The sequence below is a fragment of the Chryseobacterium sp. GW821-FHT04C04 genome (assembly GCF_059420365.1).
In genome coordinates, this window is the sequence record NZ_JBWKTO010000005.1 from 151,303 (window position 1) to 168,438 (window position 17,136).

Annotated in this window: 15 protein-coding genes; 8 read left to right on the forward strand and 7 right to left on the reverse strand. The window is 36.4% G+C overall.

The window, feature by feature from the left end:
- Nucleotides 1-98: 98 nt before the first annotated feature.
- Complete coding sequence (locus AC07UM_RS17600) at nucleotides 99-1,220, reverse strand: acyltransferase family protein (RefSeq protein WP_494681363.1); 1,122 nt, start codon at nucleotides 1,218-1,220, stop codon at nucleotides 99-101.
- Nucleotides 1,221-1,399: 179 nt separating this feature from the next.
- Here AC07UM_RS17600 and AC07UM_RS17605 point away from each other — a divergent pair, with 179 nt between their 5' ends.
- The 5 genes from AC07UM_RS17605 to AC07UM_RS17625 all read left to right on the forward strand — a co-directional run bounded on the left by AC07UM_RS17605 (nucleotide 1,400) and on the right by AC07UM_RS17625 (nucleotide 5,387).
- On the forward strand, nucleotides 1,400-2,467 hold the full coding sequence (locus AC07UM_RS17605; RefSeq protein ID WP_494681364.1) for a sensor histidine kinase: 1,068 nt from the start codon (nucleotides 1,400-1,402) through the stop codon (nucleotides 2,465-2,467).
- Nucleotides 2,460-3,158, forward strand: coding sequence for a LytR/AlgR family response regulator transcription factor (locus tag AC07UM_RS17610; protein WP_494681365.1), 699 nt, complete (start codon nucleotides 2,460-2,462; stop codon nucleotides 3,156-3,158). The genes AC07UM_RS17605 and AC07UM_RS17610 overlap by 8 nt, the downstream gene beginning before the upstream one ends.
- Before the next feature lie 106 nt (nucleotides 3,159-3,264).
- Nucleotides 3,265-3,747 (forward strand): nuclear transport factor 2 family protein, encoded by a 483-nt coding sequence (locus AC07UM_RS17615; protein WP_494681366.1) that lies wholly within the window; start codon nucleotides 3,265-3,267, stop codon nucleotides 3,745-3,747.
- 303 nt (nucleotides 3,748-4,050) lie between these two features.
- Complete coding sequence (locus tag AC07UM_RS17620) at nucleotides 4,051-4,611, forward strand: hypothetical protein (protein ID WP_494681367.1); 561 nt, start codon at nucleotides 4,051-4,053, stop codon at nucleotides 4,609-4,611.
- Between the two features lie 80 nt (nucleotides 4,612-4,691).
- Nucleotides 4,692-5,387, forward strand: coding sequence for an ABC transporter ATP-binding protein (locus AC07UM_RS17625; protein ID WP_494681368.1), 696 nt, complete (start codon nucleotides 4,692-4,694; stop codon nucleotides 5,385-5,387).
- Nucleotides 5,388-5,424: 37 nt separating this feature from the next.
- Here AC07UM_RS17625 and AC07UM_RS17630 read toward each other — a convergent pair whose 3' ends face one another.
- On the reverse strand, nucleotides 5,425-7,362 hold the full coding sequence (locus tag AC07UM_RS17630) for an SPFH domain-containing protein (RefSeq protein WP_494681369.1): 1,938 nt from the start codon (nucleotides 7,360-7,362) through the stop codon (nucleotides 5,425-5,427).
- 446 nt (nucleotides 7,363-7,808) lie between these two features.
- Here AC07UM_RS17630 and AC07UM_RS17635 point away from each other — a divergent pair, with 446 nt between their 5' ends.
- Nucleotides 7,809-8,246, forward strand: a complete 438-nt coding sequence (locus AC07UM_RS17635; protein WP_494681370.1) for a hypothetical protein — start codon at nucleotides 7,809-7,811, stop codon at nucleotides 8,244-8,246.
- Nucleotides 8,247-8,362: 116 nt separating this feature from the next.
- Here the strand turns inward: AC07UM_RS17635 and AC07UM_RS17640 are convergent, their stop codons facing one another.
- The 3 genes from AC07UM_RS17640 to AC07UM_RS17650 all read right to left on the reverse strand — a co-directional run bounded on the left by AC07UM_RS17640 (nucleotide 8,363) and on the right by AC07UM_RS17650 (nucleotide 11,335).
- Nucleotides 8,363-9,163, reverse strand: coding sequence for a patatin-like phospholipase family protein (locus AC07UM_RS17640; protein WP_494681371.1), 801 nt, complete (start codon nucleotides 9,161-9,163; stop codon nucleotides 8,363-8,365).
- Nucleotides 9,164-9,454: 291 nt separating this feature from the next.
- Nucleotides 9,455-10,843 (reverse strand): dihydrolipoyl dehydrogenase, encoded by a 1,389-nt coding sequence (lpdA, locus tag AC07UM_RS17645; RefSeq protein ID WP_124533277.1) that lies wholly within the window; start codon nucleotides 10,841-10,843, stop codon nucleotides 9,455-9,457.
- Between the two features lie 228 nt (nucleotides 10,844-11,071).
- On the reverse strand, nucleotides 11,072-11,335 hold the full coding sequence (locus tag AC07UM_RS17650) for a hypothetical protein (protein WP_494681372.1): 264 nt from the start codon (nucleotides 11,333-11,335) through the stop codon (nucleotides 11,072-11,074).
- Between the two features lie 133 nt (nucleotides 11,336-11,468).
- Here AC07UM_RS17650 and AC07UM_RS17655 point away from each other — a divergent pair, with 133 nt between their 5' ends.
- Together AC07UM_RS17655 and AC07UM_RS17660 are read left to right on the forward strand one after the other, a co-directional pair.
- The gene (locus AC07UM_RS17655) at nucleotides 11,469-11,855 is read left to right on the forward strand and encodes a hypothetical protein (RefSeq protein WP_494681373.1); all 387 of its coding nucleotides are present in this window, start codon (nucleotides 11,469-11,471) and stop codon (nucleotides 11,853-11,855) included.
- A gap of 121 nt (nucleotides 11,856-11,976) precedes the next feature.
- Entirely contained in the window at nucleotides 11,977-12,858 is an 882-nt protein-coding gene (locus AC07UM_RS17660) for a hypothetical protein (protein ID WP_494681374.1), read from the forward strand.
- A gap of 55 nt (nucleotides 12,859-12,913) precedes the next feature.
- On the opposite strand, the gene AC07UM_RS17665 is transcribed toward AC07UM_RS17660, so the two are convergent.
- Together AC07UM_RS17665 and AC07UM_RS17670 are read right to left on the reverse strand one after the other, a co-directional pair.
- Nucleotides 12,914-15,538 carry a beta-glucosidase gene (locus AC07UM_RS17665; protein ID WP_494681375.1) on the reverse strand — a complete coding sequence of 875 codons (2,625 nt, stop codon included), beginning with the start codon at nucleotides 15,536-15,538 and terminating at the stop codon, nucleotides 12,914-12,916.
- A 135-nt stretch (nucleotides 15,539-15,673) separates the two neighbouring features.
- Nucleotides 15,674-17,116 (reverse strand): alpha-L-fucosidase, encoded by a 1,443-nt coding sequence (locus AC07UM_RS17670; RefSeq protein WP_494681376.1) that lies wholly within the window; start codon nucleotides 17,114-17,116, stop codon nucleotides 15,674-15,676.
- Nucleotides 17,117-17,136: the final 20 nt, after the last annotated feature.

Consider the following 17,136-nt stretch of genomic DNA (forward strand, 5'->3'; position numbering starts at 1 on the left):
GCCTTTGCGTTTTCCAATTAAACCCCTTATTTTTTTTGGAAAACGCAAAGACTTTTTTAATCTTATATTTTTTAAGGCGCAAAAAAAATCAAAGATTTTTAGCAAGAATAATACTTTTTCAAAACTTTTGTTTTAATCATAGAGAAGGGTTTTTCTACTACAAATCTGTAGAATAAACCACCCAGAATACAAGCGAAAAGACACAGAAGAAGGCTTATATTATCTGATGTTTCAAGTTTAAAATAATCAAGGGATTCCTGTATCATATGAATAATCCCTTTATGTGAAAGGTAAACAGCATAGGATAAAGCTGCCAGCTGAGTGGTAATAGATGACCTCGACCTGTATAGGAAAGATGATTTTGAAATTGCAGCCATAAGGATTATTCCATAACTTACCGCCACCATTATAAACCCCAGTACAGAAGCTGTTTTGGAAGCCTGTTCATTACATACCCAAAATGAGATTCCCAACAGCATGACTCCAAGAAAGAAAAGTTTATTTCCATTCGCTTCAACCATTTTTTTAAATACTGATGAATACTGCATAAGATAGCCGATCAAAACTCCTATTCCCAGTCCGTCCAGCCTTGTATGTGTGGGATAATATATTTTCATGTACCACAATTTCCAGAAATCTGAGGAGCCGGGATCTGTTTCTGTGATCAATTCATTCCATGCCATCAATCTGGCCATTAAAGAAAATCCGATAACAGCTATAATCATCAATCCCAGATATTTAAATAATCTGGTTGGCAATACTATTACAAGCAGTAAAGGAAGGATAAGATAAAACTGTTCTTCAATACACAATGACCATGCATGGGAAAATGTTCCCCGGTTGATGACATCCAGCCCGTAATTTTGCGTGAAAGTCAAAAACTTCCATAAAGGAGATAAAGACTCCCGTTCTCTGAAAAAAGGAATCGTAAAATAGATAAATAGGGTAAAAAAATAAGGCGGAATAATCCTGAAAAACCGTTTTATATAGAATGCTTTCAAACTGATTCCGCCCTTGCTTTCCATCTCTTTAAACAACTGCCCCGAAATCAGAAAACCACTTAAAACAAAGAAGAGATCCACTCCCGTCCAGCCAAATCTTCCAATACTGTCTATCCAGTCAGGATGTTTAAATGCGCGGTAATGGTACATCAATACAAGTATAATAGCAGCAGCTCTCAGATGATCCAATCCGTAAAGTCTTTCAGAATGTTCTGTCATTATTTTTTTTGCAAATGTTGACAAATTCAGGTATATTTTCTGATGAAGATTTTAGACAACGCGATATTTAATGTCAATAGCGAAATTTGCCATTTGTATCATCAATCATGCTGTCTGTCATTAATTTCAAGCATTTAACATTGCTTTTCCATAATGTCACTTAAGATTTTATATTTTTGATGATGATGAAAATCCCGTCAGAAAACCAACTCAGGTCAAATGTTTATTTCCAGCTATTCTTCTGGACTGCTTTGTTTTTATTTGGAACCGCAAAAATGTATGGGGAATATGATGGCGGAATTTTTAAAGAAGTGTTGATCTACAACTTCTGCCACTGGATTTTTCAGATTATAGGAGCCAATTTCATCTATTTTATCCTGGTCCGGTATTTTTTTGACAGAAAAAAATATATTGAATTTTCGCTGTATCTTATTCTCAGTCTTTACCTTATCTCTGTCATCAACAGGCTTTTTCTTGTTTATATTGCGGAACCACTCTTTACCAATGAAGTTAAAGACAGCGTATTCGATATTTTTACTGATATCCCCTATCTCTTGATTCATTATACATTCACGATTATCAGTGGGGCATTTATCTTTATTTCTATCATGTTTTTCATACGGTATAAGGATGAAAAGGAACGAACAATTAAACTGCAAAAGGAAAAGACGGAACTGGAATTACAATCTCTCAAATCTCAGCTCAATCCTCATTTTCTCTTTAACACTTTGAATAATATTTATTCCCTGTCAATGAGCCATTCTGACAAGACTTCACAATCTATCAGCCAGCTTTCAGATATTCTGGATTATATTTTGTACAAAGGGCAGAAAAAATGGGTGCCTGTTTCCGATGAGCTGGCAATCATTGATCATTATATTGCGCTGGAAAGTCTTCGCTACCATGATGAAAGATTAAAAATACATAAACATACTGTTCTCAACTCTCCGAATACTATTCCACCACTGTTGTATCTTACTTTGGTAGAAAATGCTTTTAAACATGGAGCAGGGAAAAGTTCAGGAACTACAGCAATAAAGATTGAATTGGAAACCAATACCCAATATTCTGTTTTTACAATTGAAAACACATTCCCAGACCATCAGCCGGAACATAAAAGAGGAATCGGACTGCAAAACATAAAAAGACAGCTGGAATATCATTATCAAGGAAATTTTACTTTCCAAATCTCACAGGAAAACAATATTTTTAAAGTTGAAATAACCACTCCTCCACATTATGATTAATTGTATCATTGTAGATGACGAACCTCTGGCAGCGTCCTTACTTGAAAACCATATTTCAAAAATTGACGATTTAAAACTGATAGGAATAGCTGAACATGCAATGCAGGCATATAAAATATTGCAAAATCAGACAATAGATCTTATGTTTCTGGATATTCAGATGCCTCATCTGAATGGAATAGATTTTTTGAAATCACTGCCCCAAAAGCCCAAGACCATCTTCACCACAGCCTATCGGGACTTTGCCATTGAAGGGTTTGAACTGGAAGCAGTAGATTATCTTTTGAAACCTATAACTTTTGAACGTTTTTTCAAAGCGGTAGAACGTATCCTGAGAAACTCAGCTGAACATAAAGAAGACTTTATCATTATCAAAACAACGGGAATGCAACGGAAAATATCACTTTCGGAAATTCTTTATTTTGAAAGCCAGGGAAATGATATCAAAGTCGTGCTGGCCAATCAGGAAAGCTTTATTTCAAAGACTAAGATAACAGATCTTGAAACGACCTTATCCGGCAAGGATTTTATAAGAATCCATCGGTCTTTTATCATTAATGCTCAATTCGTTACTGCATTCAGCAATCATGAGGTTCTTCTTGGCAGTTATCAAATTCCTGTGGGGAGAAGTTACAAAAATGAATTTGATACTTTTATAGCTGTTATTTCTAAGCGTTCTATCAATAACTAAAATAACATTTTTCACAATCTGCTAAAATTTAATTGGTTACATTTGGATAAACTAAAAGCAAATACAACAAATTGCTGAAAAGTTTCGAATTATAAAACCATGAAATATGAAAAACAGATTCTTCATTCCTTTATTTTCAACCTTATTATGCTGTTTGGTATGGACTAGCACTTTCTCACAATCAAAATCTTATACACCAGTCTCCCAGGAGCTCTACAATACCATCATGAAAAAGGACAGCATTCTTTTTAGCGCTGCCAACTCAGGAAATATTGAAAGCCTGAAAACATTTTTCACTGAAAATCTTGAGTTCTTCCATGATGTTGGCGGCCTTGCAAACTATAAAGAAACTATTGATAATTTTACCAGAGTAGCTAAAAACTATGCATACACCCGAAGAGTTTTAGTCCCCGGATCTGTGGAAGTATATCCTATTAAAGATTATGGAGCCATACAAACCGGGATTCATCAATTTTGCCGTCTGGAAAATGGTTCGCTGATCAATTGTGGAACATTCAAATTTGTTCATATATGGAAACAAACCCCTGATGGATGGAAAATATCAAGAGTGATCAGCTATGGACATTAAAATATTATATTTTATTTTTACTTTAAAAATTACTCACTATATATCAGTAGATTATGACAAATAATCACTTCATTCCATAATTTTAACATTTGTTAAAGCGGCAATGTCTATACACTATAAACAACTGTAAATAAACACATTAAATCAAAACCCATATACAATGATTTACATAACATTATTCTAGCAACCTGTATGGATATTAAAAAAAATGGTTATTTTTGCTCCAATTGAATAAAATTGCTTTTACGCTTTTTTATTAGTAAATTTATGTGCACCAAGTTGTAAAATATTAAAAATCATTTCATGAGAAAAATAATTCTACTTATTACATGTATGTTCGGTATTTCGGTTTTCTCACAGATTAAAGTGTTGAAAAATGAAAGTTTGGTGGAAATTGGTAAAGATAATTCCGTTGGTCTCTATAAAAAGGAAGATAAATTTACAGTCAACTACCAGGATCTGAATACCAGCAACCTGAATACAATCCGATCTTTTTCATTCCAGAATATCAATGGGGATGTCACGGGGTTATTTAAACTTATTATAGATGGTTTTATCTCTACTCCGGATGAAAATATTGTATTGGAGCTTCCCAATGATATCATCGAGCTTCATTATGAAAAGAATTATGGACAGCAGACCGTACAGTTTATCCAGGTCATCAACAAAAACCGAAAATATATAGGTAAATCACAGTTTTTGAACCAAAAACAAGTGGAGAAAATTTTTGGAAGAACCAATGGAAAATATGCAATGTATGAAAAGCCTTCAGCTGTAAGCCCAACTGCAAATAAAGGAGCTTCTAATACTGCTTCTACTGCTACTCCCACAACAGGGGGAGCCAAGAAAAAATCAAGAAAATAAGTATATTTTATAAATATTGCGAAACTCATTCCATCGGATGAGTTTTTTTATTTTATTTTTGCAGAAAGACATTATAACTTATGCCGCTTCAGATAATCAATTTAACCAAAAAATTTGGGGAGCAGACTGCCCTTGACAATATCAATATTTCTATTGATCAAAATGAAATCATTGGACTTCTTGGCCCCAACGGTGCCGGAAAATCTACCTTGATGAAATCTATTGTCGGAGCACTGAAAATTGACCAGGGAGAGATTATTTTCAACGGTTTGAATATCTCTGACCACGAGATTGAAAGCAAAAAGAAAATAGGCTTCCTTCCTGAAAACAACCCGCTTTATCTGGAAATGTATGTGAAAGAATACCTTCAGTTCGTTGCTAATATTCACAAAATCTCTGCATCCAGAGTGGATGAGGTAATAGAGCTGGTAGGAATTACCCCCGAAAAGTCTAAAAAAATCGGGCAATTATCTAAAGGGTACAAACAGCGTGTAGGACTTGCACAGGCGATTATTCATCAGCCCGATTTACTGATTCTGGATGAACCTACGAACGGTCTTGATCCTAATCAGATCATTGAAATCCGTAATGTAGTAAAAGAAATTGGCCAGCAAAAAACAGTTTTACTATCCACTCACATCATGCAGGAAGTAGAAGCTCTTTGTTCAAGAGTGATTCTTATTCATAAAGGGAATATTCTTCAGGACTGCCCTATTGATGAGTTTAAAGGTAAGTTTGAAAGTCTGGAAGATGCTTTTGCTAGTTATACCGCATAAAAATAAAAAATGCTCCAAATTTTTTGGAGCATTTTTGTTAAGAATTATTATCCGGTTTTTCTTCAATTCCAGAAACCGTTTCTCCATTTTTCTTCTGCACCTGTTCCAGGAGCTGAAGTCCCAAAAGTCCACTGATTCCTCCATTTGCAGAATCTCCGCTTCCCCCGATAAGAACGTCGGGCATTATTTTCACATTTTGCGAAGCTATATTTTCCATGATTTTCAATTGGGTAAAATTATTACCGCCCATTGCTTCCACCGATAATTTATAAGACTCCGCATTGGATTTACCGATGGCAAGAATTTTTTCCGCTTCCGCATTACCGGTCAATGAGATTTGTTCAGCACTTGCTTTTGCCAGCAATTCTATTTTTTCGGCTTCGGCTTTTGCGAGAAGTCTCGTTTTCTCTGCTTCACCTGTTGCTAAAAGCTGCAATCTGTCTCCTTCTGCATTCGCCTGTAGTCTCACAGAATTGGCATCTCCCGTTGCTTTTTTCACCGAAGCATCTGCAATTCTTTCCGCGATTAAAACGCCCTGATCTGCCTTTACAATTTCCTTCTGCATATCAGCAACAGCCGTTTCTTTTTCCAGCGCCTGACGCGTTTCCTGAGCCAGCATTTCAGTTTCGTAAGTAATTTTCTGTTCCTCTGCCAATTTTCTGTCCGTTAAAGTTTTCATTAAACTTTCCGGAGGAACAATCGCTCCAATTAAAGTATCAACTGCATTTACATTATATTGTTCCAAAACACTGCTGATATGGTCTTTTGCCGATTGCTGTCTTTCTTTTCGGGTTCCCAAAAATGCAATCACATCACTATCCTGCGCTGAATTTCTGAAATAATTTCCAATCGTTGGCTCTAAAACCTGACTGACAAGATTGATCATATTTCCAAAACGGGCAATCACTTTTGGAGCTTCATAGGTTGGAATATGAATGATTTGCGAAACATCAAGATTGAAAGGAAAACCGTCTTTACTTCGTACTGTAATGGTGGAAAGGTTTTTATCGAGCTGGTGAGATTCTATTCTTTCAAAAGCCCAGTTCAATACTAAATTGGTGGTAGGAACAAGTTCAACCTTCATAATATAAGGGTTAATCGGATATTTTCCGGGACCAATAGGTTCGGCCCAAACGCCTTTACGCCCTTTCTCAACAATATTTCCATGCTTAAAATCAACTCCGCTCAAATCCTTTCCTTCTTCTCCCACATAGCTGATAATTACCCCAACATGACCAATCGGAATTTCCGTCATTTTCACCATTTCAACTTTTGTAAACCACGGATTTAAGAAGTAAGAACCCGCCAGGATCACCTGCTCCTGAAGACCTTTGTAACCACCATTAGTTAAAAAAGTATCAACATCCTGAAATTTATTATGGTCATTGATAATTTTTCCTGCAATCTGACCTTCTTCTAAAGGACTTCCTTCCATTGTCGTGATAACTCCCACTGCATTATCAGGAATCTGAGTCATATCCGTTAATTCTATTTCAAACAACAACGTATTGATTCTGTAAGATCCCGGTGCAATAATCGCAGTTTGGCGACCTTTTCGCCCCCCGTTTCTTAAAAAAGCTTCAGCGTCCTGAAAAGAATCACAGTCAACTTTTCTAGCTAAAATCCTGCCTGTTTCTAGTTCTGCACCATCTTTTGCCAATAATAATCCTATTTTACCGGTCGGGATCACTATAAAAGGTTGAAAATCGATAGAATACTGCCATATCCATTTTCTGAAATAAACTCCAGGAGCTAATGTCTGAGCCTGAAAACCCGCTTCCCCATTGGTCGCGATAATTCTTCCTTCCGGAAGTTCCTGCTTACCCACCAGTACGAATTTTTTGGTAACCAAACCAATTCTGTCCTGAGGCACAATGATTAATCCAAAAAAAATTCTCAAAATAAATTTGTAAAAAAGTACGCACAAAAGTGCAATGACAGCCGGAATCATCCAGCCATGAAAAGCTAATTCCATAGTTTGTTTGTTTTGTTTTTGATTAAATTTGAAAACAAGGATTGCGCTCTGGTTTTTCGGAATATGAAAAAACAGAGTACGAATTATATGATAATTCTTTCGAAAAAAATTAAGAAGCTATAGGAGGAGATGTATTAAAAATCGTGAAGATGATTTCTGATACTTTTAATAGAAAAAACTTAAAGTTAATTAGTTTCATTTTGATAATAAAGGAACGAGATCCTTTGATGGTACAAATGTACATAAGAAAAGTATTCACTTGTTTCAGAATCTGGCAATATTTCACAGATAAAATGATAATCAATTGAAAATCAACTCTGTTATTTTCTAAAAACAATCATTTATGACCTTAAAGGTCTCTTTACCAGCCATATAATTCTTCTTTGCAATTGAAAAATGGCGCCATATTTGATAGAGTCTAAAATGTTAACCAATAACCATTTAATATGATAAAGCATATTTTATTAGGAACGTTCTGCTTAGCTCAGTTTTCTTTCGTTGCTGCCAAAGAAGTTCCGAATCCGAAAACAGATCATTTTATAACCTCTTCTGCTTTTCAGCAGGTACCTAAGACAGTTATTATTAAAACCAAAAAGTTTAAGATCAGAATCGACAAGCAGCCAAACGGCAAATATCTTTACCAATCATGGAATGCCAATGCAAAGATTACGGCAAAACCAAGCATGATCATCAGCGATGGTGAACTGATTCCTGATGGTTCGGGAGGGAATTATTATATCGCTTTCAACAATGAGGGCCATAGCTACCAGATCTGGAGAAATTACCTTACGGATTCTGCGAAAAAAGCACCTTATACATTGGTGGTAAATGATGCTAATGATCGTGAAATCGTGCGTCAGGATGGATATATCGTTAAAAATTAGATTGTAAATGCTGGAAGCTGGAAGAGGGAGGCCGGAAGTTGATAGCCTCGTTATTAGATCCTAAGAGCTTCCCAACTCTCTTATAAAATAAAAATCCTGCACTGGTGCGGGATTTTTTATGTTCCGGATTGTCTTAATTCTGTAAATAGGCTGCTTTCTTCGTAGCTTTCTTTAGCTGCCTTGTAACCAATATTAAAAATCTCTTCCAGTCTGTCCTTTCTCCGTTCAAAAGTTCCATAGGCAGATAGTTTCTGGGAAGAAATGAACCAGTCACAGTACTCAAATTTTATTTTTTCAATTCTGTAGGAAAGTAGGTCATAAGAACGGGAAACAATTGCTTTGATTGAGTTCAGATCCTTGATCTTAGCTTCATTAGGAGGTGATACAAATACACCGATCAGCTTATCACAATCATCCCTGATGATGTCTGCAGGAAAATTGTTCAGCACTCCCCCATCACAGTACATTTCCTCACCAATAATGTAGGGAGTGGTTATTCCGGGAATGGAGCATGAAGCAATGATGGCATCAACGATCTCAAAATCTTTGTCAAAAATCTTCTGGGTTCCGGCAACGAGTTCTGTTGCCACAATTCTCACTTCTATATCCAGATCTCCTAGTTTCATTTCATGAAAAATAGGTTTCAGATAGTTCCTGAATATAACTGAAGAAACGAGTCCCGGCTGATTGAATGTAAAGTGTTTCCAGTTGAAAAAATAGATGGAGTTAAAAAATTCCAGAATTTCTTCCGGCGTTTTTCCGATGGCATGAAGACAGCCTACAATAGATCCTGCACTACAGCACGAAAGGATATCAACCTCAATATGTTTTTCCTGTAAGAATTTTAATACTCCTGCATGAGCGATTCCTTTGGTACCGCCGCCTGATAAAACAAGTCCTACTCTCTCCGAATTCATTGAATAAATGTAAGGAAACAGCCCGAGATAATAAGATTAATTTTTATAAATATGCTAATTTTAAAATTATTTTAATAAAATCTATAATATTCCGTCAAAAAATTCACTACTAAAATCAGAATAGGATTAATTTGTAGTGCTCTTATGATGATCAATGAATATGTTTTAATACCAAACCTCAAAGGTTTCAAAAACCTATGAGGTTTAGTTTACTATATTTCAGATTAGTATAATGAAAAAAAGCCTAGATTTCTCCAGGCTTTTATTATATAGATTTCTGTATTTTTCAGATTAAATGTGAATTACTTCACCGTAAGCAGCAGCAGCAGCTTCCATAATGGCTTCAGAAACTGTTGGATGCGGGTGAATAGACTTGATGATCTCGTGACCTGTAGTTTCCAATTTTCTAGCTACCACAGCTTCAGCAACCATATCTGTTACTCCTTCACCGATCATGTGGCATCCTAACCACTCCCCGTATTTAGCATCGAAAATCACTTTGATAAATCCGTCTGTATTTCCGTTTGCAGTTGCTTTACCACTTGCAGAAAGAGGGAATTTACCTACTTTGATTTCGTAACCTTTTTCTTTAGCCTGCTTTTCAGTAAGACCTACAGAAGCTACTTCAGGGTGGCAGTAAGTACATCCAGGGATATTACCATAGTCGATTTTTTCAACGTGCATTCCTTTGATTTTCTCAACGCAAGTAATACCTTCTGCGGAAGCAACGTGAGCCAATGCCTGAGTTGGGATGATATCTCCGATTGCATAGTAACCAGGTACTGAAGTTTCGTACCATTCGTTTACCAATACTCTTCCTTTGTCTGTCTGGATTCCCACTTCTTCTAATCCGATGTTCTCGATATTAGCAGCAATACCTACAGCAGATAATAAGATATCAGCTTCAAGAGTGATGTTTCCATTAGCTGTTTTTACGTTAGCTTTTACTCCTTCACCACTTGTATCAACGCTTTCTACAGAAGCATTTGTCATGATTTCGATCCCTGTTTTCTTCAGAGATTTCTCTAAATGCTTAGAGATTTCTTCATCTTCTACAGGAACGATGTTTGGCATAAATTCAACAACAGTTACTTTAGTTCCCATTGTATTATAGAAATCAGCAAATTCTACCCCGATAGCTCCAGAACCTACAACGATCATAGATTTTGGCTGCTCAGGAAGAGATAATGCCTGTCTGTATCCGATTACTTTTTTACCATCTTGCGGCAAGTTTGGTAATTCTCTTGAACGAGCTCCTGTAGCAATGATAATGTTGTTTCCTGAATATTCAGTTACTTTACCTTCTTTATCTGTAACAGAAACTTTTTTTCCTTTCTGTACTTTTGCAGTACCAAGAATTACGTCAATCTTATTCTTTTTCATTAAGAATTCGATTCCTTTGCTCATTTTGCTGGCAACACCACGGCTTCTCTGAATCACATTCGGGAATTCAAAGCTTGCCTCCACTTTATTCAAACCATAATCTTCAGCATGGTTGATATAATGAAAAACCTGAGCAGATTTCAATAAAGCTTTAGTTGGAATACATCCCCAGTTAAGGCAGATTCCTCCTAAGTTTTCCTTCTCGATAATTGCGGTTTTGAAACCCAATTGTGCTGCTCTGATCGCAGTAACATATCCACCAGGACCACTTCCAATGACAATAATATCGTAATTCATTACTTTAAAAATTTTTATGCGAATTTAAGGAAAAATATTGGATGTTTCATGTTTCTGAAAACTGATCTTAAATTGCACCAACAAAACTATTTTTATTTAATTTTACACAAAGAAAGAGAACACAAAATGTGCTCTCTTTCAATAAATTTTCTTTTACATTGAAAAATTCTCAAAGTTCAACCTATAAAAAACGGATCTTTTAATTTTAATAACTGCAAAAATTCTGTATTATTTTGCCTGTCTAAGCAATCGCTTTTCAGTTGCATATCTTTGATTCAAGGCTTTCATCTGATCTCTCTTCATCTGTTTGGTGGCAAGCGGATGATTAAGGATCAGTTTTTTCTCCATATTATATTTTTTGGTAAGCTCTTGCATTTTAATATTAACCAGCTCGGTTTTTGACGGGTGTGGTGGAGCTGGCGGATGTTTTTGAGCAAAAACATTCATAGATAAACCTAATACTAATAGTGTTGAAATTAATACCTTTTTCATAATGTTCATATTTTTTTGAATGATTTCAATCAATTCTATATTATTAATTAAATTCATTCAGGTTCATGGCAAATCTTGCATATATCATACCAACATTTATTCATACATTTATTTGTCATTTAAATAAGCACTTATGAAAACGTCTGTGAAAAAAAATAATCTGCCCAAAGACAGCATCTGGATGAAAGAACCTGAAGACCATGATTTTCCTGCAGCGCAGGATTATCTGGAACTCCTTTTCAAACCGGATGAAGCCAAAAAGATGGTTGATACATTAAAGAAAGCTCCTACCATCACAAAAAAATCGAAAGATATTTTAAGAGCGAGTAAGCTTGCCCTGCTTCCGGAAACCAATATTCATGTAAAAGAAAACTTGAAAAAAGTAGAAAAAAACAAGAAACTTTCACCCATACTACTGGTTAGAGGTCAAAATGAACTGATCATTGCGGACGGTTATCATAGACTATGTTGCAGTTATTATCTTACTGAGGATCTGGAAGTCCCCTGCAGATTGATTTAATTTTTTAATCATTTTTACCCCATAAAGAAATATTTAATATTAAAAACATATAATTTATTCTTTATGAAGTGAATTTTGCATCATATTTTTGTTATTTTTGCTTGAAACCAATTTTATAAATATGAAAAAATACATCTCAATCCTTTTATTTGGAGTTTTGCCATTGTCTGCACAAGTAGGCATTAATACTTTAACTCCTAACAGTACCCTCGCCGTCAATGGTTCACTAAGGGCTGGGTATACCCAGGTGACTGCCACAACGTATAGCATTCTGTCAACGGATCATTATATCACTTATAACGGAACAGCTGATGCCACATTTACTCTTCCTGTTGTAGGGGCCGGAACAACCAGTTTTACAGGGAGAATTTACAAGATTAAAAACATCTCTCCGAATGCGATTACACTACAGGCATCCAGTGGTAATACCTTAAGAATTGACAACACACCTGTTGCCTCTTTTATAATTCCTACAGGAGCCTATGCTGAAGTGGTAAACAACAGTAATACTACAGGAGGAACATGGGATTTGTCCTTTACAGTTCTTCCTAAACCAAGTAACGTGGAAATTTATGGTACGCAGGTTTTTATTCCTCCACATGCATTAGGAACGGCCTCTGTTGCCGACTGGACCAATCATACTAATGCAGGTTATGATTCAGGAGCTGCCAACGACAGATGGTGGATTGTGAGTAAATCTTCGGTAGACAATGCTCATACTGCCGCCTATACCAATGCAAGTAGAATGACGCTTGTTTATGAATATCAGGGTACCCCTTTTAATGTTTCCAATATGTATCCTATTCTTACGGCAGGAAACAATTCAAGTTTCCCGGATGTATTTACAGCTTCGTTTGTAAGCCTTGCCAACAATGGTACTGCCGGAAGAACCAGACTTACAGTTTCAGTGGCCCGCATTGATTTTATGGGAAATAATGGAGCTAATAACAGTAACTGGACAGGAACATTCTTATTGAACGTTCTACTGGCCAGAAAATACTAATATCTTTAAAAAGTATATACTTAAAAAGAGCAGATTTTTCTGCTCTTTTTAATTTCTATAAAACTTCAATATTTTGCTTTAAAGGAAGGTTCTTCGATGAATTCCCTACCATAATTCTATACATTCCTTTTTCTACAGTCCAGTCCATTTTTTCATTTAAAAACTGTAGTTGTTTTATGGGGATTTCAATAGTGACAGATTTTGATTCTCCGGGCTGCAATTCTATTTTCTGAAATCCTTTCAGTTCAATAACGGGTCTTGAAACGGTAGCCAATAAGTCTTTTACATACAGCTGAACAACTTCACTCCCGGCTCTTGAGCCTGTATTTTTCACATTGACTTTAGCAATAATGGTATCATTTTCTGAATATTTGGCTTTGTCCAGCTTCAAACCTGAAATTTCAAAGGTTGTGTAACTTAATCCGAACCCAAACGGATACAGTGGTTCACCACTCAGATCGTAGTAATCATTTCCTCTTCCTGTTGGATGGTGATTATAGGTTAATGGTAATTGACCTTCCTCCATGGGAAAAGTAATGGGTAATTTTCCGGAAGGATTTTCAACGCCGAAAAGAGTCTTTGCAATTGCACTCCCCCCTTCTTCTCCCGGATACCAAACCTCTAATATTGCTCCTACTTTATCTTTCCAGGTTGTTGTTTTTATAGCTGAACCGCCAACTAAAACCACTGTCGTCGGCTTATTTAATTTTGAAACTTCATGAATAAAAAATTCCTGATTTCCCGGCAGACTCAATGAGGCACGATCCTGAAATTCACCTTCATGAATTCCGGCCGTGACAACGATATAATCTGCATTTTGAGCAAGATCTAAGGCTTCTTTACAATCTTTCTGGTAATCATGCAGACCATAATTCCAGATCAGTTCAAGGTTGGCTTCACCACGGTTTTCATGAAATTCAATAGAAATGTCATATTTCTTTCCTTTTACAAAATCTACATGTACTGTTTTTGTGGAGTAGCTTAGCTTTTCCCATTGGTCAATCACTAATTTTCCGTCCAGGTATAACCTAAAACCATCATTTCCTCGCAATCCCAATTGATAATTCCCCGAATCCGGAGCTTCCAGTTTCCCGGTCCAGCGGATACTGTAATGGTCCGGCTGGAGTTTTTCAGGATCAGGAGAATACAAAGTCCACTTGAAATTGAACTGCTCATCCTGTTTTTCGAAAGCGGGGTTTCCTTTTAAATCGGTATTGGAAAAATAGATTCCTTTTAATCCTTTTTTGTTTTCTGAGGATAAATATTCATTAGAAATAGTAGTAAAATCTTTTATATTCCAATCAATTCCTTTTGAATACATGATTTCTATGCCTTTATTTTTAGTATAGCTTTTAATCCCATCGAGAATATTTATCTTTTGGTTTCCCGGCCCGGAATAACCGCCTAATCTTGCATCCAAAGCATCTGTTCCCACTACCAGGATCTTTTTTACATTTCCATCAACAGGAAGGGTCCTGTTATTGTTCTGAAGCAAAACAAAAGACTCTGCAGCCGTTTTTTCTGCTAAAGGTTTATGGTTAAGCTTTTTTAATTCTTCAATCTGCTGAACTGAAACATATGGATTTTCAAATAATCCAAGCTCAAACTTGGCTCTCAATACTCTCGAAACAGCGTCATCAATTCTTTCTTTTGAGATTCTTCCATCCAAAAACGGAGGTATGAATAGTTTATAATGGGTATATTCTGTCTGAAAAATCACATCAAGTCCTGCATTGATAGCCTGTGCAGAAGCATCATCATAATCTTTTGCTGTAAAATGCAGTACATTTGCTCCTCCTACTGCACTCGCATCACTGATGACAAAGCCTTTAAAATTCCAGTCTTTTTTTAATTTTTCTGTCAGTAACCAATGGTTGGCAGTTGAAGGCCTTCCATCCAACAGGTTATAAGAGGTCATCACGGAACGGCTTTTTCCTTGTGTAAAGGCATTGTGAAAAGGGATCAAGTGGGTTTCTTCCAAATATCTTTTGCTCCAATAGATCGGGTATGAATCTCTTCCTCCTTCTCCTACATTGGCTAAAAAGTGCTTGGGAGTGGTAATGATTCCCTGATTTTCAAATGAGCTGACAAAGCTGACACCCATTACGGAAGTCAGAAAGGGATCTTCACCATACGTTTCCTCTGTCCTTCCCCATCTCACATCACTGGCAAGGTTTACTACCGGTGTAAGAATTTGACGAATCCCCCTTAGTTTTGATTCTTTTGCAATCGCTGTTGAAACTTTGTTCATCAATTCAGGGTTGAAAGTGGCTGCGAGACCTATTGCCTGTGGAAAAGCAGTTGCTCCTTCCCGAACCAATCCATGTAAAGCTTCATCAAAAGGAATAATGGGAATTCCCAGCCTTGATTCCTCAACAAAATATTTCTGAATGGCGTTGATCTTTTTTGCTAATTTTTCAGCATCTTCATTGGCATTGTATTTCAGTAACTGCCCTGCTGCTCCACCTCCCTGGTTTCCTGCACTTACCTGCAGTCCAAAAATCCCATGAGCATATTGCCCTTTGGGAACATAATCCAAATCTCCGGGAATCATAAAACACTGCCAGAATTTTTCTTCAGGTGTCATTCTCTTCAAAAGGTCCTGAACTCTTGCTTCAACGGGCTGTTTTGAATCTTTGTATAAAGGCTTTTGAGCAGAAATAAAGACTGAGCTCAACAAGAAAATTCCTATAATTTTAAATCGAAGTTTAAAACACATCTCAAGAATAATTTAGTTTAAAATTTGTTCTTTTACCTTAAAGCAAAAGAACCATTTTCTATCTCACTTTAATATAAAAATGAGTCACAAATTCAACTATTGCATTATTTGAATTACAGTTGAATATTTTAACTGAGTTCTTTCTTTAGGTAAATTAATTTCAATTGAATTCCCTGCTTTTTTCCATTGAATTTTGTTTGACAACCCTAAAACTTTCAAAGATTTTGGTTTAAAATTATCAGGAATTGTAAAACTTAATGTTGATGGAGACTCATAATTTGTTTTTTCATCCAAGTGAAAAACATTCACTGTTTTTCCATCTTTGCTTTGCGTATAATAAAAATTACCTTCGTGATATGGCGCAATAGGACGGGTTGCAAAAACAGCAGACTGATTATTTTCCATCCAACCGGAAATTTGTTGTAATCTTTCATATACGATGGCATCATAATCTCCATTGGGACCCGGAGCAATATTCATCAGGTAGTTTCCTCCTCTTGAGATGATCTTTACTAAGGTTTCTATGATCTTTTGGGAGGTTTTATAGTGGTCATTGGGAAGGTAGGAAAAGGAATCTCCCATTGTGATACAGCTTTCCCAAGGGATAGAAAGAGCGTGTTCCGGAACAGCCTGCTCCGGGGTAACATAGTTTTCCCATTTTCCTGGAACGGTACGGTCTACAATAATGATCCCCGGCTGATTTTTTCTCGCCATTGTTCCTATTTTGTCCATATCAATATCCTGCTCTACTTTGATGGTACGCTGCCATTCTACTTTCGGATCTATGGTGTGAAAAGGGCGAACCCAGCCTCCATCCAGCCAGAGAATATCCACTTTACCGTAATTGGAAGTGATCTCATTCAGCTGATTGAAGGTGAATTTTTTAAAATTCTCCCATCTTTCCGGATATTTCTTAGGGTCATAATTAACATTTCTATCTTTTGGTGGAAAGTAAGACCACCAATAGTCATCGGAATGCCAATCCGGTTTTGAGAAATAAGCTCCTATTTTAAATCCTTCTTTCCGAAAGGTATTGAAAATCTCTTTCGTGACATCTGATTTTGGATTTTTTGAAAATGGGGTTTTAGAAGAAGTAATCTTATAATCTGATTGTTGAGTATCAAACATCGCAAAACCATCGTGATGTTTGGTGGTAAAAACCACATATTTCATTCCTGCTTTTTTTACAGCATCAGCCCATTTTTGCGGATTGAATTGAGTGGGATTGAAAGTTGTCTGGAGGTTTTCATAATTCTTTACATATTCGTCATAAGATTTTCCGTGTTCAGGCTTTCTCTGCGTCCACGATTCATCTTCCGGACATAGGCTCCAACTTTCAACAATCCCCCACTGGCTGTAGGTTCCCCAATGCATAAACAGCCCGAATTTCATATCCTGCCATTGTTCCAGATTCTGCACAACAAGTGGGTCTGTGGGTTTTTGATATCCATCGGATACATTGTGGGCTTGTGAAAACACCACTGAACTGATAAGAAGGGATGAAAGGAAAAAGGGTTTTATTTTGGGTATAACCAGCATATGGAATAGTTTTCCGCTAA